The 21657-nt window shown below is 71.8% G+C and carries 18 protein-coding genes; 8 read left to right on the forward strand and 10 right to left on the reverse strand.

Annotated features, from left to right (window positions below; all coding sequences use genetic code 11):
• Positions 1–5 precede the first annotated feature (5 nt).
• Positions 6–1328 carry an amidohydrolase family protein gene (locus ACN4JJ_RS17175; RefSeq protein WP_440711120.1) on the reverse strand — a complete coding sequence of 441 codons (1323 nt, stop codon included), beginning with the start codon at positions 1326–1328 and terminating at the stop codon, positions 6–8.
• Between the two features lie 232 nt (positions 1329–1560).
• Here ACN4JJ_RS17175 and ACN4JJ_RS17180 point away from each other — a divergent pair, with 232 nt between their 5' ends.
• Positions 1561–2202, forward strand: a complete 642-nt coding sequence (locus ACN4JJ_RS17180) for a helix-turn-helix domain-containing protein (RefSeq protein WP_440711121.1) — start codon at positions 1561–1563, stop codon at positions 2200–2202.
• Positions 2199–3185 (forward strand): PDR/VanB family oxidoreductase, encoded by a 987-nt coding sequence (locus tag ACN4JJ_RS17185; RefSeq protein ID WP_440711122.1) that lies wholly within the window; start codon positions 2199–2201, stop codon positions 3183–3185. Before ACN4JJ_RS17180 ends, ACN4JJ_RS17185 begins: the two co-directional genes overlap by 4 nt.
• Positions 3186–3477: 292 nt before the next feature.
• Here the strand turns inward: ACN4JJ_RS17185 and ACN4JJ_RS17190 are convergent, their stop codons facing one another.
• Positions 3478–4794, reverse strand: coding sequence for an amidohydrolase family protein (locus ACN4JJ_RS17190; RefSeq protein WP_440711123.1), 1317 nt, complete (start codon positions 4792–4794; stop codon positions 3478–3480).
• Between the two features lie 65 nt (positions 4795–4859).
• On the opposite strand from ACN4JJ_RS17190, the gene ACN4JJ_RS17195 reads away from it, so the two are divergent.
• A complete protein-coding gene (locus ACN4JJ_RS17195; RefSeq protein WP_440711124.1) occupies positions 4860–5990 on the forward strand; it encodes an XdhC family protein in 1131 nt (376 codons plus the stop codon).
• Here the strand turns inward: ACN4JJ_RS17195 and ACN4JJ_RS17200 are convergent.
• The gene (locus ACN4JJ_RS17200; RefSeq protein WP_440711125.1) at positions 5959–6594 is read right to left on the reverse strand and encodes a LysE/ArgO family amino acid transporter; all 636 of its coding nucleotides are present in this window, start codon (positions 6592–6594) and stop codon (positions 5959–5961) included. The genes ACN4JJ_RS17195 and ACN4JJ_RS17200 overlap by 32 nt on opposite strands.
• Positions 6595–6666: 72 nt before the next feature.
• Here ACN4JJ_RS17200 and ACN4JJ_RS17205 point away from each other — a divergent pair, with 72 nt between their 5' ends.
• Entirely contained in the window at positions 6667–7569 is a 903-nt protein-coding gene (locus tag ACN4JJ_RS17205) for a LysR family transcriptional regulator ArgP (RefSeq protein WP_440711126.1), read from the forward strand.
• A gap of 144 nt (positions 7570–7713) precedes the next feature.
• On the opposite strand, the gene ACN4JJ_RS17210 is transcribed toward ACN4JJ_RS17205, so the two are convergent.
• From ACN4JJ_RS17210 to ACN4JJ_RS17235, 6 genes are all read right to left on the reverse strand, one after another.
• Positions 7714–10593 (reverse strand): molybdopterin-dependent oxidoreductase, encoded by a 2880-nt coding sequence (locus ACN4JJ_RS17210; protein ID WP_440711127.1) that lies wholly within the window; start codon positions 10591–10593, stop codon positions 7714–7716.
• Complete coding sequence (locus ACN4JJ_RS17215; protein WP_440711128.1) at positions 10590–11441, reverse strand: FAD binding domain-containing protein; 852 nt, start codon at positions 11439–11441, stop codon at positions 10590–10592. The genes ACN4JJ_RS17210 and ACN4JJ_RS17215 overlap by 4 nt, the downstream gene beginning before the upstream one ends.
• Before the next feature lie 131 nt (positions 11442–11572).
• Positions 11573–12055, reverse strand: coding sequence for a molybdenum cofactor biosynthesis protein MoaE (locus ACN4JJ_RS17220; RefSeq protein WP_440711129.1), 483 nt, complete (start codon positions 12053–12055; stop codon positions 11573–11575).
• Complete coding sequence (locus ACN4JJ_RS17225; RefSeq protein ID WP_440711130.1) at positions 12039–12533, reverse strand: MogA/MoaB family molybdenum cofactor biosynthesis protein; 495 nt, start codon at positions 12531–12533, stop codon at positions 12039–12041. The genes ACN4JJ_RS17220 and ACN4JJ_RS17225 overlap by 17 nt, the downstream gene beginning before the upstream one ends.
• Positions 12530–13009 (reverse strand): cyclic pyranopterin monophosphate synthase MoaC, encoded by a 480-nt coding sequence (gene moaC, locus ACN4JJ_RS17230; RefSeq protein WP_440711131.1) that lies wholly within the window; start codon positions 13007–13009, stop codon positions 12530–12532. The genes ACN4JJ_RS17225 and moaC overlap by 4 nt, the downstream gene beginning before the upstream one ends.
• Positions 13002–14294 (reverse strand): molybdopterin molybdotransferase MoeA, encoded by a 1293-nt coding sequence (locus tag ACN4JJ_RS17235; protein WP_440711132.1) that lies wholly within the window; start codon positions 14292–14294, stop codon positions 13002–13004. Before ACN4JJ_RS17235 ends, moaC begins: the two co-directional genes overlap by 8 nt.
• Before the next feature lie 136 nt (positions 14295–14430).
• On the opposite strand from ACN4JJ_RS17235, the gene ACN4JJ_RS17240 reads away from it, so the two are divergent.
• Positions 14431–15612 (forward strand): GTP 3',8-cyclase MoaA, encoded by a 1182-nt coding sequence (locus ACN4JJ_RS17240; RefSeq protein WP_440711133.1) that lies wholly within the window; start codon positions 14431–14433, stop codon positions 15610–15612.
• 7 nt (positions 15613–15619) lie between these two features.
• Complete coding sequence (locus ACN4JJ_RS17245; RefSeq protein ID WP_440711134.1) at positions 15620–15874, forward strand: MoaD/ThiS family protein; 255 nt, start codon at positions 15620–15622, stop codon at positions 15872–15874.
• A gap of 196 nt (positions 15875–16070) precedes the next feature.
• Here ACN4JJ_RS17245 and moeB read toward each other — a convergent pair whose 3' ends face one another.
• A complete protein-coding gene (gene moeB / locus ACN4JJ_RS17250; RefSeq protein ID WP_440711135.1) occupies positions 16071–17336 on the reverse strand; it encodes a molybdopterin-synthase adenylyltransferase MoeB in 1266 nt (421 codons plus the stop codon).
• A 91-nt stretch (positions 17337–17427) separates the two neighbouring features.
• Between moeB and ACN4JJ_RS17255 the strand changes: the two genes are divergently transcribed.
• Together ACN4JJ_RS17255 and smc are read left to right on the forward strand one after the other, a co-directional pair.
• Positions 17428–17787, forward strand: a complete 360-nt coding sequence (locus ACN4JJ_RS17255) for a VOC family protein (protein ID WP_440711136.1) — start codon at positions 17428–17430, stop codon at positions 17785–17787.
• A 60-nt stretch (positions 17788–17847) separates the two neighbouring features.
• The gene (smc, locus tag ACN4JJ_RS17260; protein ID WP_440711137.1) at positions 17848–21639 is read left to right on the forward strand and encodes a chromosome segregation protein SMC; all 3792 of its coding nucleotides are present in this window, start codon (positions 17848–17850) and stop codon (positions 21637–21639) included.
• Positions 21640–21657 lie beyond the last annotated feature (18 nt).

Genomic DNA, 21657 nt, shown 5'->3' on the forward strand with positions numbered 1-21657 from the left:
GCTTCTCACCTCGTTTCGAGAATGGGATCGGGGGACGGTTCGGAAAGGGGATCGGATGCGGGGACGGTTGGGAGGGCGATCTGCCGGCGAACCTCGCTCTGGGCCACCAGGCGGCCCTCGTGCACGACGAAACGGTCGGCGGGCGCGTTGGCGATCACATCCGAGAGGCTGCCGCCGCGCACGGCCAGCAGCTCGGCCCGGGCGCCCACGGCGACACCCGCCTCGGGCAGGCTCATCACCGAGCGTGCGCCGCTGGACACGGCGGCGTAGGCCTCGTCGAGCGTGAGGTGCCCTGCCGTCACCAGCAGTGAGGCCGTCTCCAGCGCGTCGCTGCGGCCGACCGGGTTGAAAGGATCGCGCACGTTGTCCGCGCCGGCGCCCAGGCGCACGCCCGCGTCGAGCAGGGCGCGCACGGCGGTGAGTCCGCGCGGGGTGGAGACCGGGTGCTCCCAGCCCTGCAGATAGAGGTTCGTGATCGGCAGCGTCACCACGCCGATGTCGCTCCGCACGATCTCGCGGATGACCGCGTCGAGCTCGGCCGGCTCGAGGGTGCCCAGGCGCACGCAGTGCCCCGCGGTGACGGGGCGGCTCGCGGGCCAGTCGCGCACGACCTCGGCCAGGGTGTGCATGGTCACGGCGCCGTGCAGGCTCTCGTCGGTGTGCATGTCGACCCCGCGGGAGCGGCGCTCGGCGATCGCCAGCAGGCGGCGGAGATCGGCGTCGGGGTCGTCGGCCAGGTGGGGGGCGCCGCCCACGAGCTCGACGCCCAGGTCGAGGGCCTCGTGGATGTGCGCATCCGGAACCGTCGGCCCGGCGAGGGCGGCGAGCTCGAGATCGACGAGCCCGCGCAGCTCGTCGCGCACCTGCAGCAGGGCCTGCACCCCGCGCATCGGCTGATCGCCCTGCAGGATGTCGACGTGGCAGCGGATCGCGGTGGTGCCGTTCTGCAGCATCGCCAGCGCCTGGGCGCGGGCCCGGTCGGCGATGCTCTCCACGGTCATCACGGCGCTGTAGCGCTTCCAGGAGTCGATCGCGAGGCCGAGGTCGCCCATCGGCGGGTCGATCAGGTCCCAGGAGAGCGCCTTGTCCAGGTGCGCGTGCGGCTCGGCGGGGGCGGTGAGCAGCAGGAAGCCGTCGAGGTCGAGGGTGTCGCCGACGGCTCCGGATGCTGCGGCGGCAGACGTGGAGGAGGCCGCGGTCGCGGCATCCGTCGACCCGGCGGGGCGGATGCTCGACACGACGGATCCGGCCAGCTCCACGTCGACGACCGAACCGTCGGCGAGCCGCGCGTTCCGCAGGTGCCGGAGGGGGCGGGGAAGCGTGGTCATCGATCGTCTCCCCACGGAAATCTAGGGCGCGGTGGCCCGGGTGATGATCATCACGGCGTCGGGGTGATCGGTGCCGGCGGACGCCGGTCGGATGTTGATGGCTTCAACATGGGCCACGCTACGGACGGCGCGTTTCCATCACGTAACGCAAAGATTTCCGAATGTAAATTGCCGCTCGCGCCGATTTCGCGACCCGTACAGTTCGTGGTTACTGTCTGTATCGACCCGCGGTGTGCGCCGCGGCGACCGCCGTCCCGACCCGTCCCGAAAGGGGTTCGCCATCAGTACCGGAAGCGCCGTCCTCGACGAGCAGACCGTGCGCCTGGGCGCGCGGATCCGCTCGTTCCGGCAGGCGCGCGGGCTGACACTGGTCGAGCTGGCGCGCCTGGCCGGGTTGTCGCATCCGTTCCTCAGCCAGCTCGAGCGCGGCCAGGCCCGCCCGAGCATGGTGTCGCTGGAGCGCATCGCCCGGGCGCTCGGCTCCAGCCAGATCGAGCTGATCGCGGCCGCCACCGACGACCTGGTCCCGGGAACCGGGGGCGCCCGGGTGTCGATGGTGCGCCGGATGGAGGGGCCGCAGGGCCCGTTCGGCGGCGGCGAGGCGCGCATCCTCGTGCACGGCGACGTGTCGTTCGTGCCGATGGAGTTCCGCGGCCGCAACCGCTCCCTGGGCGAGTTCTACCGGCACGACGAGGCCGAGTTCCTGCACGTGGTGCGGGGGACGGTGCTGGTCGATCTCGGCGACGAGGGCACCTTCCAGCTCGAGGCCGGCGACTCGATCCACTACGCCGGCGGCACGCTGCACCGCTGGTGCTCGAGCGGAGAAGGCGAATACCAGTTGTTCATCGTGAAAGAACGGAGGGACGGCGCATGAGTGCTTCTGCGGCCGGCTCCGGAGCCTCGGCGCTCGCCGAGATCGATGCGGTCGTCGCATCCGCCTCCGTCATCGCCGAAGACGTGGTGCTGATCGAGCTGCGCGCCGTCGACGGATCGCTGCTGCCGGCCTGGACGCCGGGCGCCCACCTCGACGTGGTGGTGCAGCCGGGCGTCGAGCGGCAGTATTCGCTCTGCGGCGACCCCGCCGACCGGAGCCGCTACCTGGTGGCGGTGCTGCGCGAACCCGACGGGCGGGGCGGGTCGGAGCACCTGCACGCCCACATCACCGCGGGTTCCGCGCTGCGGCTGCGCGGCCCGCTCAACCACTTCGCACTGGTGCCGCCCACGCCCTCGTCGCGCTACCGGTTCATCGCCGGCGGGATCGGGATCACGCCCATCCTGCCGATGATCCGGGCCGCGGAGGCCGCCGGAGCATCCTGGACGCTCGACTACGCGGGGCGTTCCCTCGAGCGGATGCCGTTCGCCGACGAGCTCGTGCGCGAGTACGGCGACCGGGTGTCGGTGCACACTCCGGATGCCGGGCGCCGGCTCGATCTGTCGGTCCTGGACGCCGACGACGCTCTCGTCTACTGCTGCGGGCCGGCGCGGATGCTGATCGCTCTCGAAGCCCGCGCCGCCGAGGCCGGTTGGCCCTCCGGCACGCTGCACCTGGAGCGCTTCGAAGCGCGCGAGGTCACCGAGCCCGTGCGGCACGAGTCGTTCGAGGTGGAGCTCGAGCTCACCGGCGTGACGCTGGAGGTGCCGCCGGACCGCTCGATCCTCGACGTGGTCGAGGAGGCCGGCGTGCTCGTGCTCTCCTCGTGCCGCGAGGGCACCTGCGGCACCTGCGAGACCCCCGTCGTCTCCGGCGAGGTCGACCACCGCGACTCGGTGCTCACCCCCGACGAGCACGAGTCGAACGAGGTCATGATGATCTGCGTGTCGCGTGCGGCCTGCCCGCGGCTGGTGCTGGAGCTGTAGCTGTAGGGGATAGCCGAAGCGGAAGCTCGGCTTGCGAGGCACGTCGGCGGTTGCGCGTCAGGGAGGTCCCGGTTGTGGTTGCGCGTGGGTGTCCTGTCCTGCTGTGCTGGCTGCCGATCGCGCCGGGCTTCGCTCGGCGTGACCGGGCTGCGCCGGTCCTTGCCCGGCGCAGCGCGACATGTGAGCGCGCGGTCGACGGGCGCGGGCTTCGCTCGCACCTGTCGGCCACACGCTCACCTTGGGTCGGCGAGTACGGCCTGTCGCCTTGGGGTCACGGTGGGGGTGATCGGCGTTACGCGCGTCGCGCTGTCAGGAGACTTGTGAGCGCCGCTGCCAGCACGTGCTCGTCGTGGGCGACGAGCCGGTAGTCGCGGACTACGAGCTTTCCCGCTACCACGACGTGCTTGGGGCGGCGGCCGGGGGAGGCCCAGAGGAGGCCGGCGACGGGGTCGGCCACGCCGGCGTCGGCCACGCCCGACACGTCCCAGACGCAGAGGTCGGCGGCGGCGCCGGGGCGCAGGGTGCCCAGCTCGGGGCGGCCGAGGCCGAGCGCCGAGCCCTCGGTGGCCATCGAGAGGATGCGGCGGGCCGGGACGGGAGGACCGACCAGGGGAGCGACCTGCATCGCGAGGCGCGCATCCGCGAGGAGGTGGCCGGCGTCGTTGCTGCCGCCGCCGCTCGTGCCGAGACCCACGGGGATGCCGGCATCCTGGAGCGCCGCGACCGGGGCGATTCCCCAGCCCATCGGCAGGTCGCAGCCGGGCGCGTGGGTGGCCGAGACGCCTCGAGCCGCGAGCAGCGCGATCTCCTCGGGGGTGACGGCGCACAGGTGCGCGAGAGTGACGTCGTCGGCCAGCCAGCCCCACTCCTCGAGCAGCTCGATCGGCCGGCGGCCGTACTTCTCCAGGGCGATTGCCACGTCGACCTGCTCGTTCGCCTGGGTGCGGCGGCGGAGTCCGCGCGCGCGGGCGACCTCGCCCAGCAGCCGGAAGGTCTCTTCGCTGTCGCTGTGCACGCCGGCGGGACCGACGGCGAGCTGCAGCATCCCGTCGGCGGTCACTCCTCCGGCAGCACCGGGTACCAGGGCCTCGGCGATCGCGTCGGCCGACGCAGCAGCCTCCTGGGGATCGTCACGGGCCGAACCGCGCACGAAGACGAGCCGTCCGCCGAGCTCTCGTGCCGCCGACGCGGTGGCCCGGGCGATCCCCACCGAGTCGGCTCCGGCCGGCCAGGTGAGGTGGTGGTCGGCGACCGTCGTGACGCCGTTCAGCAGCCCCTCGGCCACCCCCACGAGGGCTGAGGCACGGGCCAGTTCGGGATCGATGCCGATTGCGGCATATTCGGCCGCCATCCGCGGGAGCCACTCGTGCATCGCCACGCCGCGGGTGCCCGGCAGCGTGCGGAACGCGCTCTGCAGCAGGTGATGGTGGGCGTTAACGAGGCCGGGGGTGACGACGCAGCCCGAGGCGTCGAGGTGCTCGACCTGCTCGCCGGGAGCCGGGAGAGCATCCGTGGGCTCGACCGTCGAGGCCAGCCGCAGCTCGGAACCGTCATCGGATTCGGTCTCGGCGTCGACGAAGATGCGGTGGGCGTCGTGGATGATGAGCATGAGCATTTTCTAACACGCTCATGTGTCAGGCTCATGACGGACCCGACCGCAGAAAGGGGCCCCGGATGCTCGAGCTCGCCGCAGACCTGCTCGCCGCGCGCGACCAGGGCCGTCGTCTTGCCGTGGCCACCGTCATCGCGGTCGACGGAAGTGCCCCCCGTGCCCTCGGCACGTCGATGGCGGTGGACGACACCGGCCGGGTGATCGGCAGCATCTCGGGCGGCTGCGTGGAGGGGGCGGTGTACGACACCTGCAGCCGGGTGCTCGAGACCGGTGAGGCGGAGGTCTGCGAGTTCGGTTTCAGCGACGACGACGCCTTCGCGGTCGGCCTGTCGTGCGGAGGCCGATTGACCGTGTTCGTGCACGAGCTGGAGGCCGGCGTTCTCGAGGAGCTGCGCCGGGCGCGCGACGGGCAGGAGGCGGGGATCGCAGTCCTGCTGCGGCAGACGGGTACGACGCTGACGACTGCTCGCCGGGCATTCGGATCCCGGCTCTCGGATGCCCCGGCCGATCCGCTCGACGATCCGCTCGCGGACCGGATCGCCGACGAGTTGGCCGGTGCGATCCACGCGGGCCGGACCGTGCGCCGCCGGGTCGACTGCGAGGGCGAGGTGCTCGAGGCGGTGCTGATCGTCAGTGCTCCGCCGCCGCGCCTGATCGTCTTCGGTGCGGTCGACTTCTCGGTGGCCCTCTCGAACGCCGCGCAGCTGCTGGGCTTCCGGGTGACGGTGTGCGATGCGCGCCCGGTGTTCGCCACGCCCGACCGGTTCCCCGGTGCGGAGGTGGTCACCCGCTGGCCGGTCGACTACCTGAACGCGACGGTCGTCGACGAGCGCACCGTGATCTGCGTGCTCACGCACGACGACAAGTTCGACGTGCCGCTGATCGAGGCGGCGCTGGCGCTGCCGGTCGCCTACGTGGGGGCGATGGGCTCGCGGATCACGCACGACCGCCGTGTCGCGAAGCTGCGCGAGCGGGGCCTCGGCGATCACGAGCTCGCCGCGTTGCACTCGCCGATCGGCCTCGATCTCGGCGCCTCCTCGCCGGAGGAGACGGCGGTGTCGATCCTGGCCGAGGTGCTGGCGGCGCGCCACGGCGGATCGGGCCGCTCGCTCCGCCGCACCGAGGGCGCCATCCATCTGCGAGCGGCCGCGGAGGCGGCGGTCACAGCCCGATCAGGAGCGACGCCGCGATAGCCACCATCACCACCGCGATGACGCCGTCGAGCACGCGCCACGCGAGCGGTCTCGCGAAGACCGGTCTCAGCAGTCGCGCCCCGAAGCCCAGCGCGGTGAACCAGACGACACTGGCGGTCGCGGCACCGATCCCGAACAGCCACCGCGAATCGCCGTGGGTCGTGGCGACCGAACCGAGCAGCACCACCGTGTCGAGGTACACGTGCGGGTTCAGCCAGGTGAGCGCGAGACAGGTGAGCACGGTCGACAGCAGGCCGGCGGATGCTCGGCTCCGGCCGCCCGCATCCGCCTCCGGGTCGAGCACGGCCGGCCGGAGGGCCCGCCGGGCCGCGAGCAGGCCGTAGACCAGCAGGAACGCGGCCCCGCCGATGCGGGCGACGACCATCAGCACGGGGATCTGCTCGAACACGAGGCCGACGCCGCTGATGCCGAGTGCGATCAGCGCGATGTCGGACAGGGCGCAGACGGCCACGACCGCGAGCACCCAGCGCCGCAACAGACCTTGGCGCAGTACGAAGGCGTTCTGGGCGCCGATCGCGACGATCAGCGAGAGACCGAAGCCGAAGCCGGCGAACAGGGCGAACGGATCGAGGGGTGAGGGCACATCTCCGACGGTAGGCGGCGAGCCAATGTCGGTCCAGCTAATGTTTCTGATGAAGCATTAGAGTGGCTGATGATGGATCTGGACATCTCCCAACTCTCCGCCCTGAAGGCGGCCGTCACCGAGGGCACGTTCGACGCGGCCGCTCGTGCGCTGCGCATCACCCCGTCGGCGGTGAGCCAGCGGATCAAGGCGCTGGAGAACTCGGTCGGGCGGGTGCTGCTGCAGCGCAGCAAGCCGATCGCCCCCACCGAATCCGGACGGGCACTGCTGCGGCTCGCCCGTCAGTTCGAGGCGCTCACCGACGACGTCGCCCGCGAACTGGACGATCCCGCAGGCGACCACGGCGCATCCACCGACGCGGTGCCGGCTCCGATCCGGATGCCGATCGCCGTCAACGCGGACTCGCTCGCGACCTGGATCCTGCCGGCCCTGGCACCCCTGGCCGGCGAGATCGCGTTCGATCTGTGGCGGGAGGACCAGAGCCGCACCACCGGACTCCTTCGCGAGGGAACCGTGATGGCGGCGATCACCTCGGTGGCGGAACCGGTGCAAGGGTGTTCGTCGCGAGCCCTCGGGGTGATGCGGTACCGCGCGGTGGCCGCGCCCTCGTTCGCGGAACGGTGGTTTTCGCACGGCCTCACGGACGGGCTGCGCCGGGCGCCGATCGTGGTGTTCGACCGCTCGGATGTCCTGCAGGACGACTTCCTGCGGGATCGAGACTTGGAGCCCTCCGCCCCGCCGCGGCACTTCGTGCCCGCCTCCGCTGACTTCGCCGAAGCTGTGCGCCTCGGGTACGGCTGGGGGATGCTGCCCGATCTGCAGAGCGCGGGTCTCGGCCTAGTCGAGATCGATCCGGGATCATTCGGTGACGTGCCGCTGCACTGGCAGCAGTGGCACCTGCGCACCGCGGCCCTCGACCGCGTCGCTAGCACGATCGCGACGGCCGCCGCCGCTGCCCTGCGCCCCCTGCGCTGAGGCTGCGCCCCTGCCCCTGCCCCAGCCCCTGCGCCGAAGCTGCGAGCCTGAGCCGACGCCGCGCCCGCGGGCTTAGGCTGCGTCACCACGCCGAGTGCTTCTGTCCAGCGTCGAGGCCGCGCCTTTCGCGCTGCGGGCGCGCGATCAGGGATTGAGCATGCGCCACACCCTGTCCCGCGACATCGGCAGCTCGTAGGGCCGCACACCGGTCGCGTCGACGATCGCATTCGCCAGCGCCGCCGCGACGGCGTTGTACGGCGCCTCGCTCATCGACTTGGCGCCGAACGGACCCACCTCGTCGTCGGTCTCGGCGAAGTACACCTCCGACTCCGGCACGTCGGCCATCTGCGGCAGGTGGTAACTGCGGAAGACCTGCGTCTTCACCAGCCCCTCGTCGAGGATCATCTCCTCGTACAGCGCCGATCCGATGGCCTGGGCGACCCCGCCCTCGATCTGCCCCCGGAGCTGTTCGGGGTTCAGCACGAAACCGGCATCGGCCGCGTGTACCGACTGCAGGATGCGCACCTCGCCGGTGGCCGAGTTCACGCCCACCCGGAAGGCGTGCACGTTGAAGGCGAGAGAACGCAGCGCGCCGTCTTCGCTGCCGGTGGCCCTGAGGGAGCCACCGGCCGCCGCGGCGATGTCGACGAGCGGCACGAAGCGCTCTCCGAGACGCACGCCGTCGGGTTCGAGCACCCCTTCTGATTCGACGACCCCTTCTGACGGGCTACCGGCTTCTGACGGGCTACCGGCGATCTCCGAGGCCGACGCGAGGATGGCGGCCTTCAGCTGCAGCGACGCGGAGTAGAGCGCCTTCCCGGCCACGGTGGTGCCGGCCGAGCCGAACGCGCCCGTGTCGAACTCGGCGGCATCCGTGTCGGACTGGCGGATACGCACCCGGTCGGTGGTGGTACCGAGCACGCTGGAGGCGATCTGCGTGTGCACCGTCGTGGTGCCGTTGCCGAACTCCGAGGTTCCGACGCCCGCCAGGTACGTGCCGTCGGCCTCGAGGGTGACCGACACCGTGGAGAAGTGCCCGCGTGGCGGCATCGTGGCGATCATCGAGGCCGCCATCCCGATTCCCGTCGACCACACCGGTTCGTCGGGGACGGAGACCCCGTTGCCGCGTCGCAGCGCGTCTTGCGTGAGGTCGAGGCACTGGTCGAGCCCGTAGCTGCCGAAGATCAGGTCATCGCCCTCGACGTGCGCGGCCACGAGCGGTTCGCCCGGGCGCACGACGTTGATCCGTCGCAGCTCGAAGGGGTCGATCCCGAGCTCGATGGCGAGCTGGTCCATCGCCGCCTCGACCGCGAACACCACCTGCCCGAGACCGTAGCCGCGGAAGGCGCCCGAGGGGATGTTGTTCGTGTAGACGACCTCGGCATCCACCTTCTTGTTGGGCGCGGAGTAGAGGCTGACGGTCTCGCCGACGCTGTGGAACATCACGCCCGGCCCGTGGTTGCCGTAGGCGCCGGTGTCGCTCAGCACGTCGACCGCGAGCGAGGTGAGCGTGCCATCGGCCCGGGCGGCGACGTCGACCGACACCCTCATGGGGTGGCGGCAGGGCGCGATGGTGAAATCGTCCACTCGGGTGAATTCGAACTGCACGGGCCGCCCGGTGCGCAGCACACCGAGCGCCACCACGTCTTCGGTGAGGATCTCCTGCTTGCCGCCGAACCCTCCCCCGACCCGGGCGGTGAACACGCGGACGTTCTCGGGGTCCAGACCGAAGATGTGACTGATCTCGTCGCGCACGAGGAACGGCACCTGCGTGCTGGTGCGCAGCACGAGCCGGTCGTCGTCGTCGATCCAGCCGATGCTGCCGTGGGTCTCCAGGGCGGCATGCGACACCCGGTGCGTCTGCCAGGTGCCGGAGACCCGGGCGGCGGCCTCGTCGAACCCGGCCTGCACCGAACCGATCTCGCTGTGCACGGAGGCGATGACGTTGCGCTCGGGCTCGGCGATCCGCGACTCGGCAGGCGACTTGTCGGCGTGCAGCAACGGGGCGCCGGGCTGCCGGGCCGCCTCGGGATCGAACACGGCCGGCAGGATCTCGTACTCCACGTCGATCAACCGGCAGGCCGCCTCGGCGATCGCGATGGTCTCGGCCACCACCGCGGCGATCCGCTGGCCTCGATAGCGCACGACCGTGTCGAAGAGGCGGGTGTCGTCGGGATCGTCGGTGCGGAACTGGTGGCGCGCCGTGGAATAGAGGGTGTCGGGCGAATCGGCCGCGGTGAGCACGGCGAGCACGCCGGGCAGCTGCTCGGCCGCTCGGGTGTCCATCGAGAGGATACGCGCGTGGGCGTGCGGGCTCTGCAGCAGTTTCAGGTGCGTGACCCCCGGCACCTCCACGTCGAACGTGTACGCCTCGCGGCCGCTCACGATCCGCGGACCGGCCGGTGCTCCCACCGACCGCCCGACGCTGCGCACCGCCGTGGAGACGGGGGCCGATGGCGTGGCCGCCTCGGCGGTCGCCGACGTCGTCTCGTCGGCCTGGCCGTGCGCGGCGGCGCCGCAGATGCCGGCACAGGCGGGCGCGGCTCGGCCGTCGCCGTCGGTACTGCCAGTGCTGCCGGCGATGCCGGCGGAGGCGCACACGCCCTGCCGGATCGATGCCCGGATGGCCCGGTACCCGGTGCAGCGGCAGAGATTGCCCTTCATCAGGCGGGGAAGGTCGTCGAGCTGCTCGGGCTTCAACGTGGTGGCCGTCACGACCATGCCGGCCGTGCAGAAGCCGCACTGGAACCCGGCGTTGTCGACGAAGCTCTGCTGCACCGCGCTGAGGTCTCCCGGCTCGCCGAGCCCGGCCGCGGTGGTGATGATCGCGTCTTCGGCGCGGTACGCCGGGTAGATGCAGGAGTGCACGGGCGTGCCGTCGACGATCACCGAGCAGGCGCCGCAGTCACCGGCGTCACAGCCCTTCTTGACCTCGAAGTGCCCCTGGTTGCGGATGAAGGTACGCAGGCACTGCCCCGGAGCCGGTTCGGCCTCGAGCTGTTCGCCGTTCATGATGAACTTCACGACCGCACCTCCGGGTTGATCGCCGAGTCGCCGGCGGAGGCGGGGGAGGCCAATTCGTCGCGGATCTCGACCGCGAGCAGCCCTGACACGGCTCTCCGCCAGTCCGCCGCCCCGTGCGGATCGGTGAACCAACTCGGGATGACGGCGACATCGCGCTCGAGGGCTTCGGCCGACGGAAGCGACGCGTATCGAAGCTGCTCCGGATGCAGCGTGGCGCCGGAGACCGTCAGCGTGAACGATTCGTCGGGATCGAGCCGCCCGACCACGACCGTGCCCGACCGGCCGAGCGGCGAGAGTGCGATCTTGCGGTACGCCGTGCGGGCCTGCAGCGACGACAGCGGCACGTGCAGCGACCGCAGCACGTCGCCCGGTCGCAGGACGGTGGTGCCGTTCCCGGTCACGAGTTCCGCCACCGGCATGCGCTCGTCGATCCCGCCCGCCCGCCAGATCAGCGCTTCGGCGTCGAGCGAGGAGAACAGCGAGGTCATCGGCCCGGCCGGCAGGGCCGCGCAGATGTTGCCGCCGACCGTGGCCACGTTCCACACCTTGAACGAGCCGAGCAGGGCGGTGCAGCACTGGTAGAACAACGGATGCACCGGCCAGCCGTGTTCATCCGGCATCGCGGCCAGCTCGGCGAGCGTGCAGGTCGACGCGACCTCGAGCCCGTCGTCGGTGACGGTGAGGGACGGCCAGCCGAACGCCATGAGATCGACGAGCGAGGTGAGGTGGTCTTGCGGCTCGGAGAACAGCCACGAACCCCCGGCGAGCGGCGCGACCTGCTCGTTCAGCGCGCTCAGATCGTCTCGATGGCGGGCCGGGACGATCCCGGTGATGGTGTTCAGATCCACGGTGACTCCGTTCGTGAGCAGGTGCACGACTCAGTAGACCGTAGCAATGTGTCTGCGGTGTAACGCAGACCCCTTCTGGGGACAAATCGCCCCGAGGGCCGGCCTGTGGAGAACTCGTCGCCGCCGGGACGTCAGCCGATCGAGGCGACCCACTCGCTCGTGCCGTCCACGAAGGCCTGCTCCTTCCAGATCGGCACCGTCGCCTTCACCTCGTCGACGAGGGCGGCGCACGCCGCGAACGCCTCCGCGCGATGGGCCGAGGCCACCGCGCAGGCCAGGGCCACGTCGCCGATGCCCAGGTCGCCGATCCGGTGGGCGACCGCGACGGTGACGGCCGGGTAGGCCGCAGCAATGCTCTCGGCGGCCGCGCGGATGCGGTCGGCCGCCGTCGGGTGCGCGGTGTACGACAACCCGGTCACGCCTTTGCCGTCGTCGTGGTCGCGCACCACGCCCTCGAAGGTCACGACCGCGCCGTCGGCCGCTCCGGCGACGGCCGCGGAGCACTCCGCAACGGTGATCGATGCCGCCGCGACGCGGGCGAAACGCACGCGCCCCTTGTCGTCGGACGGGCTCGCCGGAGCGCTCGACGACCCGATGTCAGTCGGTCCTGGCATGGTCTCCTCCATGGATCTGATCGACCAGATGGTCAAGCACCGAGCCGAGCACGGCGAGTCCGTCGCGCACGCCGCCCGTCGAGCCCGGGAGGTTCACCACGAGGGTGCCGCCGGCCACTCCGGCGAGCCCCCGGGAGAGCAGGGCCGTCGGTGTGTGAGCGGTGCCCGCTCGGCGGATCTCCTCCGCGACGCCCGGGATCTCGAAGTCGAGCACGGCGCGGGTGTGCTCGGGAGTGCGATCCGTCGGCGAGACCCCGGTGCCGCCGGTGGTCACCGCCAGCTGTGCGCGGTCGGCGACGGCACGGCGCAGCGCCTCGCCCACGGGCTCGCCATCCGGAACGACCTCGACCTCGACCGACCACCCCCGGTCTTGGAGCCAGTCGCGGATCAGTGGCCCGGTGGTGTCGTCGTACACCCCGGCGGAGGCGCGGTTGGAGGCCACCACCACGCGCGCCGTGCGAACGGCCGGGCCCGTCACGAGCGGCTCCACTCGCCGCTGGCGCCGCCGCTCTTGCTCAGCACCTCGATGTCGGTCACGCGCGCGGCACGGTCCACCGCCTTGATCATGTCGTACACCGTCAGCGCGGCGACGGATGCCGCTGTCAGCGCCTCCATCTCGACCCCGGTGACCCCGGTGGTCGACACCGTGGCGATCACCCGCACGCTGTCGTCCGCGGTCTCGAAGTCGACGGTCACGCCGGTGATCGGGAGCGGATGGCAGAGCGGGATGAGGGTCGACGTCTGCTTGGCGGCCATGATGCCCGCCACCCGGGCCACGGCGAGGGCTTCGCCCTTCGGCAGCTCGCCCGCCACGAGCAGGGCCAGCACGTCGGCCCGGGTGTGCAGCACAGCCTGGGCCGACGCGATCCGTTTGGTCACGGCCTTGTCCGAGACGTCCACCATGTGCGCGGCGCCGCCGGGTGTGACGTGGGTGAGCGCGGTTCCCTCAGCCATCGATCCTCCAGAAGTCGAGTTCGTCGCCCGCGGCGACGTCGGTGACGCCGACCGGCACGTGCACGAGCACGGTGGAGGCGGCGTAGGAGTGCAGCAGGTGGCTCGAAGGCCCGCCGACGAGTTCGAGGGCGCCGTCCGGGCGCAAGATGCCCCGGCGCAGCTGATGGTGAGCCGGCGGCGAGTCGAAGCCGTGCGCCACAGGTGCCCGGCGCCGTTCGGGCAGGGCCGGGTCGGCAGCCGAGTCGGGGCCTGCGCGCAGAATGCCGCGCAGCGCAGGTCCCACGAACGCCTCGAACGACACCAGGGCGCTCACGGGGTTGCCGGGAAGGCAGACGACGGCCAGCGGATGCTCGCCCGTCCCGATCGCGATCCGGCCCAGTCCCTGGGGTCCGCCGGGCTGCATCGCGACCTTCACGAACTCCACCCCGAGCGGCCCGAGAGCGTCGCGCACGACCTCCCGGGCCCCGGCGCTGACGCCGCCCACGGTCACGACGAGATCCGCGTCGGCTGCCGCGCCCTCGAGCAGCGCGAGGAGGTCGTCGGCGTCGTCGGAGCGGCACGGGCGGGCGGTCACGGTGCACCCGGCCTGCTGCAGCGCCACCGTGAGTGCGATCGAGTTGGAGTCGAAGATCTGGCCGGGCTCGAGCGCGGTCCCGGCGTCCCGGATCTCGTGCCCGGTCGACACGAGCAGCACGCGTGGTCGCCGGCGCACCGGCACCTCGGTGAGCCCGGTGCCGGCGATCACGCCGTAGTGGGCCGCGCCGAGCGGGGTGCCGGCGGCGAGCAGCACGTCGCCGCGCGCCACATCGCTGCCGGCGGCGCGCACGAACGTCCCCACGGTCACCGGAGCGGAGAACATCACGGTGGCGTCGCGGAGGGTGTCGGCGGGGAAGACCGGCGGATCGGCGCGTTCGATCTGCACCACGGCATCCGCGCCCGCCGGGATCGGCGCGCCGGTCATCACCGGGGTGGCCGTGCCGGGGCGGTGTTCCCGGAAGGGATCGCCCGCGGCGACCCGCTCGGCCACGGGGAGCCTCACCGGCTGACCGGGGGCGGCTTCTGCGAGATCGGCGGCGCGCACGGCGTACCCGTCCATCTGCGAGTTGTCGAAGGAGGGGAGGCTGCTCGGCGCGATCAGGTCGACGGCGAGCACGCGGTGGGCGTACCGGGCCGGATCCGCGGTGACGTGATCGGCCGACACGGGGAGCGTCTCGCTCCCGAGCGCTCGAGCGACCGGGGCGAGGAGAGCGAGCACGGCGTGGCGGTGATCCTCGATCGTTCGCATCGCTCCAGTCTGCCGCATCCGCTCGTAGACCCGGGCTTCCGCGCCGCCGGCCGAGCGTCCACGCTCCCGATCGGACTGTCGCGTCGACTGCCGGCCCGCCGACCGGACTGCCAGGGCGAGCGCGTAGGCTTTCGGCATGAGCGTCGTCCTCGGCATGCCCCGGCCGCGCCCCGGTTCCGACCGCGGTGCCGCATCCGGTGCGGGCGGCCGTCGCCCCGTCGTGTCTCTGCCGGGCGAACGCCCGCAGGTCTCCGGGCTGATCGACCGCTTCGCCCGCCAGGCGACCGACCTGCGCATCTCGCTCACTGATCGCTGCAACCTGCGCTGCACCTACTGCATGCCGGCCGAGGGACTGCCCTTCCTGCCCCCGCCCGCTCTGATGTCGAAGGAGGAGATCACCCGGCTGGCCCGGATCGCGGTCACCGAATTCGGCGTCCGGCAGGTGCGGTTCACCGGCGGAGAGCCGTTGCTGCGCAAAGACCTGGTGGAGATCGTCCGGTCGGTCGCGCAGCTCGATCCCCGCCCGGAGATCTCGCTCACCACCAACGCGATCGGGCTCTCCAGCCGAGCGCAGGCGCTCGCCGAGGCAGGGCTCGACCGCATCAACGTCTCGCTCGACTCGATCCACCCCGAGACGTTCGCGGCCATCACCCGGCGCCCTTTCCTCGACCGCGTTCTGGCTGGGATCGACGCGGTCGGCGCCGCCGGTCTGGTGCACACGAAGATCAACGCGGTGTTGATGCCCGGCATCAACGACCACCAGGCGGTCGAGCTGCTCGAATGGGCACTGGCGGGCGGTCACGAGCTGCGCTTCATCGAGCAGATGGCGCTGGACGCCGACCACAGCTGGGATCGCGCCACCATGATCACGGCCGACGGCATCCGGGCCCTGCTAGCCGAGCGCTACCTCCTGACGCCGGACGACGCTCCGCGCGACGGTGCCCCGGCCGAGCTCTACCAGGTGCGCGAGCGCCCGGGTGCCGCGGGCGCCGCGGCCATCACGGGCACCGGAGACCCGGCAGGCGTGCCGGGTGAGGCGAGCGGCCCGGTGCTGGGTCTCGTCGGCATCATCGCCTCGGTCAGCGAGCCCTTCTGCAGCGACTGCCGGCGCACCCGCCTCACGGCCGAGGGCGCCGTGCGCAGCTGCCTGTTCTCGCACGCCGAGACCGATCTGCTCGGTCCGATGCGCGCGGGCGCCGGCGACGCCGACGTGGCCGATCTCTGGCGGGGAGCGATGTGGGCCAAGCCCGCCGGTCACCTCATGAACGAAGCGGGTTTCGAGCAGCCCGACCGCCCGATGAGTGCGATCGGGGGCTGAGACCGGCATGGCAGTGACACTGCGCTATTTCGCGGCCGCGAAAGCCGCGCTCGGTCGGGGTGGCGAGACCCGCGAGGCCGCCGGCATCCGGATCGGCGAACTCCTGCGCACCCTGGCGTCGGAGACGCCCGATCCGTCGGCCGTGTCGACCGTGCTCGAGCGCTGCTCGTTCCTGCTCAACGCCGAGGCGACGACCGACCTTCGAGCCGTGCTCGCCGAAGGCGACACCCTCGACGTCCTCCCACCCTTCGCCGGCGGCTGACCCGTCCCAGCCGCGCACCCTCCCCGCGGCACCGCCGAGCCCCACACACCTCCGCCGCGCCAAACCGCCCTGCCCCGCGCGGTGCCCAGTCACGCCAGACGCCGTGCCGAGGCGCGTCGACTTGCCACAAGTTGTGCCAAGTGGCGCCGAAAAGCGGCGACTTGCGCCAAGTCGCGCCGAGTGGGGGCGGACCGGCTCAGTAGCGCGGCAGGTCGGTCTCGATCTCGGCGGCCCAGGCGTCGACGCCGCCGCGCACGAACTGCACGTCGTCCCAGCCGTTGGCCCGCAGCTGGGCGGCGGCGTGCGCCGACCGCGGTTCGTGGTGGCAGTAGAGCACGATCTTCTCCTGCGGCGGAAGGATCTCGCGGGCGGCATCGCTCAGGATGCGACCCAGCGGCACGAGTTCCGAGCCCTCGATCGACACGATCTCGTACTCGTACGGCTCCCGCACGTCGACGAGCACGAAATCCGCTTCGTCGCGCGAGCGGGCCGCCAGCAGCTCGGCCAGTTCCGACACGGAGATCGATTCCGGCTGGGCGGCGGGCTGGGAAGAGGATGCGTCGGTCACGACAGGCCTTTCGAAGAGTCTGGTGGCGGGGCCGGTGGAGTCCGACCCCTGTCGGGTGATGCTGTACGGCTCGCCGATGTTGGCGGCGCCGGACCGGGAGCGGGAGGCGCCTGGCTGCCCGCGCTTCGGGGCGGGCCCGAACGCGACCTCCCGCCAGCTGGCGTCGAGCGCGTCGTGCACGAGCAGACGGCCGAGCAGGGGTTCCCCGTAGCCGCCGAGCAGTTTGAGCGTCTCGGTGGCCATGACCGCACCGACGGCCGCGCAGACGGGGCCCAGGACGCCCGCGACCGCGCAGGACTCGCCAGGATCCGCGCCCGGCTGCTCGGGGTAGAGATCGTCGAGCGTGCGGTCCAGCCCCGACGGCGCCGTGGCCCAGAACACCGTCACCTGGCCGTCGAAGCGCAGCACCGATCCCCACACGAGCGGCTTGCCCACCAGCGCGCAGGCGGCGTCGACCACGTACTGCACCTCGAAGTTGTCGGTGCCGTCGACCACCACGTCGTACTCGGAGACGAGCTCCAGAACGTTCGAAGGCGTGACCTCCGCGTCGTGCTCGACGACCTCGACCAGCGGGTTCATCGCCCGGATCGCCGCGGCCGCGGAGGCCGTCTTGCGCTGCCCGACGGCGGCATCCGGATGGATGGTCTGCCGCTGCAGGTTCGACACCTCGACCGTGTCGTGGTCGGCGATGCCGATGGTGCCCACCCCGGCGGCGGCGAGGTACTGCAGCACCGGCGACCCGAGGCCTCCCGCGCCCAGGACGAGCACGCGTGAGTTCGTGAGGCGCCGCTGCCCCTCCACTCCCACGTGCGGCAGCGCGATCTGCCGGGCGTAGCGCAGCAGCTCGGCGCGGCTCAGCTCGGCGCCGGGGGAGACGAGGGCCTGAAGCGGCATCCGGAGGTCCTTTCGTGCTCGTTCGGCCTGTCGGGCTCTGTCGGCCATTCGTGCCCTTCCAGCGTAGGCCGCCCGGGCATAGGGTCGTCGCATGTCACTGCGCTGGGAGCAAGTCGTCGTCGATTCTCAGGATCCTGCCCGCCTCGCGAGGTGGTGGAGCGATGCCCTGGACTGGCCGATCGTCTATCAGGGCGACGAGGAGGACGATCCGGAGATCGAGGTGGGCCCCGCAGACGGCGCGCACCCCACCCTCCTGTTCCTGCGCGTGCCCGAGTCGAAGACGGTCAAGAACCGCCTGCACTTCGACTTCGTGCCCGACGATCAGGATGCCGAGGTCGAGCGCCTGCTCGCCCTCGGGGCCACGCGGGCCGACATCGGGCAGGACGAGGTGACCTGGGTGGTGCTCGCCGACCCGGAGGGGAACGAGTTCTGCGTGCTCAGCGCGCGCTGATCCGCCTGATCACGCCGGATTGGGTACCGTAGGGGCACACCGACACGAGAGGTCACCCCTGTGTATCTGAAGAGCTTGACCCTCAAGGGATTCAAGTCCTTCGCCAATCCCACCACCTTCGCCTTCGAGACCGGCGTCACCTGCGTCGTCGGCCCGAACGGATCGGGCAAGTCGAACGTGGTCGACGCCCTCGCCTGGGTGATGGGGGAGCAGGGAGCCAAGACGTTGCGCGGCGGCAAGATGGAAGACGTCATCTTCGCCGGCACCTCCACCAAGGGGCCGCTCGGCCGGGCCGAGGTCACGCTCACCATCGACAACGCGGATGGCGCGCTGCCGATCGAGTACTCCGAGGTGACGATCAGCCGCACGCTGTTCCGGAACGGCGGCAGCGAGTACGCCATCAACGGCGAGAGCTGCCGGCTGCTCGACGTGCAGGAACTGCTCTCCGACTCCGGTCTCGGCCGCGAGATGCACGTCATCGTGGGCCAGGGGCAGCTGGATGCGGTGCTGCACGCCACCCCCGAGGGCCGTCGCGGCTTCATCGAAGAGGCGGCGGGCATCCTGAAGCACCGTCGCCGCAAAGAGAAGACGCAGCGCAAGCTCGAGGCCATGCAGGCCAACCTCACCCGGCTGAGCGATCTGGCCGGGGAGATCCGGCGTCAGCTCAAGCCCTTGGGGCGTCAGGCCGAGGTCGCCAAGGAGGCCCAGTCGATCGCCGCCGTGGTGCGCGACGCCAAGGCGCGCCTGCTGGCGGACGAGATCGTGGGCCTGCGCACCGCGCTCGACCAGCACTCCCGCAGCGAGAGCGAGCGGCACACCGAACGGCTCGTGCTGCAGGAACGCCTCGAGCAGAACCGGCTGCGCATCGCCCGGCTGGAACAGGCGCAGGTCGGCGACGCCGTCGATCTCGCCCGCCGCACCAGCTTCGGCCTCGAATCGGTGCAGGAGCGCCTGCGCAACCTGTTCAACCTCGCCAACCAGCGGCTCGCCCTGCTGGGCGGCGAGGAGGGGATCCCGGATGCGGCGCCGAGCGTGAGCCCCGCGATGGTGGACGAGTCCCGGGTCGAGGCGGAGCGCCTGGCCGGCCAGGTCGGAGCGGCGCAGGGTGCGTGGGAGGCGGCGCAGGTGGTGACCGTCAAGGCGCGCGGATCGCTCGACGCGCTCGACGAGCAGATCGCCTACCAGAGCTCCCTCGTCTCCAAGCACGACCTCGAACTGTCCAAGCTCACCGGCCAGCTCGAGTCGGCGAACGCCCGGCTGGCCGCGGTGCGGGGCGAGGTGCTGCGGCAGCAGAACGCTCTCGACGCCGCGACGGGCCGCCGCGAGAGCGCCCAGGCCGACTTCGCGCGGGCCGAGGCCGAGGCCGGCGACGTGGTGGTCGATCAGACCGACCTCGACGAGGGCTACGAGTTCGCCCAATCCCAGGTGTTCGAGGCCGAGGCCGAGATCGAGCGACTGCGCGAAGAACTGCACACGCACGAGCGGGAACGCGACGGCCTCGCGGCCCGCACGAGCGCGCTCACCATGGCCCTGGACCAGAAAGACGGATCGGCCGACCTCGTGGCGGCTCGCCTGGCGGGCATCCGGGGCCTCGTCGCCGAGCACGTGAAGGTGAAGCCGGGGTTCGAGGCGGCCGTGGCGGCCGCGCTCGGTACGCTCGCGGATGCGGTGCTGGCCGACGACGCCGACGCGGCGATCGAGGCGGCGGAAGCGGCGTCGGCGGGGGACATGGGGCGTGTGGAGCTGGTGATCGCCGACGCGGATGCCGGTGCGGATGCGGGCTCGCCCGACGGCGACTCCGGCGGTCCGCGTGCGAACACCGCATGGTCGGCGCGATCCCTGGCGGAGACCCTGGTGGCCGGCATCGACGGCCTGGTGCCGGCGGTCTCGGTGGTCGAGGCCCCCGACGGTGTGCTCGGCATCCTCGGCTCGGTCGCCATCGCCGACGACCTCGGCTCCGCCCGGCGGGCCTGGGTGGCGGTGGAGTCGGGCGAAGGCGATTCGCGGGCGGCGGCCTCCGCGCTCACCGTCGTCACGCGGCAGGGCGAGGTGCTCACGCGCTACGTGTTGCGCGGCGGGTCGGGCGCGACCCGCTCGCGGATCGAGCTCGTCGCCGAACGCGACTCGGCCGCGGTCTCGCTCGACGAGCTCGATTCGGTGATCGAGCGCGCCCGCTTCGCACTCGCCGAGCAGCGCGGGATCGTGCAGGTGGCCAAGGAGCAGTCGCAGGCCGCCCTCTCCGCCCTGCGCGAGTACGACGCCAAGCTCGCGGCCCGCACCGAGCTGCTGAGCCGTCTGCGGGCGCAGGTCGACGCCAGTGCCGGGGAGCTCGATCGCCTGGGCACGGGCTTGAAGCTGGCTCAGGATGCCGTGGTGCAGGCCGAACAGGCGGCCGAGAAGGCGAGGGGCGAGCTCGACGTCGTGCGGGAGCGGCCGCGGCCGATCCTCGACGTGAGCTCGCGGGATGCCCTGCTCGGCGAGCTCGAGGCGGCGCGCGACCGCGAGGTCGAGGCACGGCTCGGGGTCGAGACCGCTCGCGAGCGGGTGCGGGCCGAGCAGGCGCGCACCGCGGCTCTGGAGCGGCAGCTCGAGGCCGATCGGGCCGCCGCGGAGGCGGCTGCCCGGCGCGCCGTCATCCGTCGCCGGCAGATCCGCTCGGCCACCGAGGTCGCGGAGGCCCTGCCACCGGTTCTGGCGTCGATCGACCGCTCCGTCGGCGAGGCGCGGCTGGAACTGGCTCAGCGTGAGGCCGAGCGCGCGGAGCAGAACGAGGAACTCGTCGCCCTGCGGCGGGACGAGTCGGCGCTGCGCGAACGGCTGCAGGCGATCACCGAGAACGTGCACGGGCTCGAACTGCAGATCTACGAGAAGAAGCTGCACCTCTCGGGGCTGCTCGAGCGCGCGGCGTCGGAGCTCGGGCTGATCGAGGAGGTGCTGGTGGCCGAGTACGGGCCCGACCAGCTGATCCCCGACGACAGCGAGGTCGTGCTGATCGACACCAGCGCCGAGGCGATCGAGGCCGCCGCCGCACAGCTCGCCGAGGCCGCGGAAGCAGAGGCGGCGGACGAGAGCGACGAAACAAATGATCTCGACGATCTCGACGATCTCGACGACCTCGCCGACCCGGCCGCCTCCGCCTCCGCATCCGTCCCCACCGGGCGCCCCTTCGTGCGCGCCGAGCAGCAGCAGCGCCTGGCGCGCGCCGAGCGCAAGCTGGGCGAACTCGGCCGGGTGAACCCGCTCGCCCTGGAGGAGTTCGACGCGCTCGAGCAGCGGCACACCTTCCTCACCGAGCAGCTCACCGACCTCACCAACACCCGCAAAGATCTGCTCACGATCATCGAGGAGATCGACGAGCGGATGCAGGTCATCTTCGAGAGCGCGTTCGCCGACACCGAGGAGGCGTTCGCGCAGGTGTTCCCGGTGCTCTTCCCGGGGGGTACCGGCTCCATCCGGCTCACCGATCCCGAGAACCTGCTCACCACCGGCATCGAGGTCTCGGTCAAGCCGGCCGGCAAGAAGATCGAGCGCCTCTCGCTGCTCTCCGGAGGTGAGCGCTCGCTCGCGGCCGTGGCTCTGCTGATCGCAATCTTCAAGGCCCGCCCCAGCCCGTTCTACATCATGGACGAGGTGGAGGCGGCGCTCGACGACGCCAACCTCGGCCGCCTGCTGACCATCTTCGAAGACCTCCGCCAGACCTCGCAGCTGATCGTCATCACCCACCAGAAGCGCACCATGGAGATCGCCGACGCCCTCTACGGCGTCTCGATGCGCCAGGACGGCGTCTCCGCCGTCGTCGGCCAGCGCGTGAAGCAGGAGTCGGCCGAATCCGCGGAGTCCGCCGCCTCCTGAGCCTGCGCTCACCGACGA

Source organism: Herbiconiux dendrobii (assembly GCF_052048175.1).
Taxonomy (GTDB): Bacteria; Actinomycetota; Actinomycetes; order Actinomycetales; family Microbacteriaceae; genus Herbiconiux.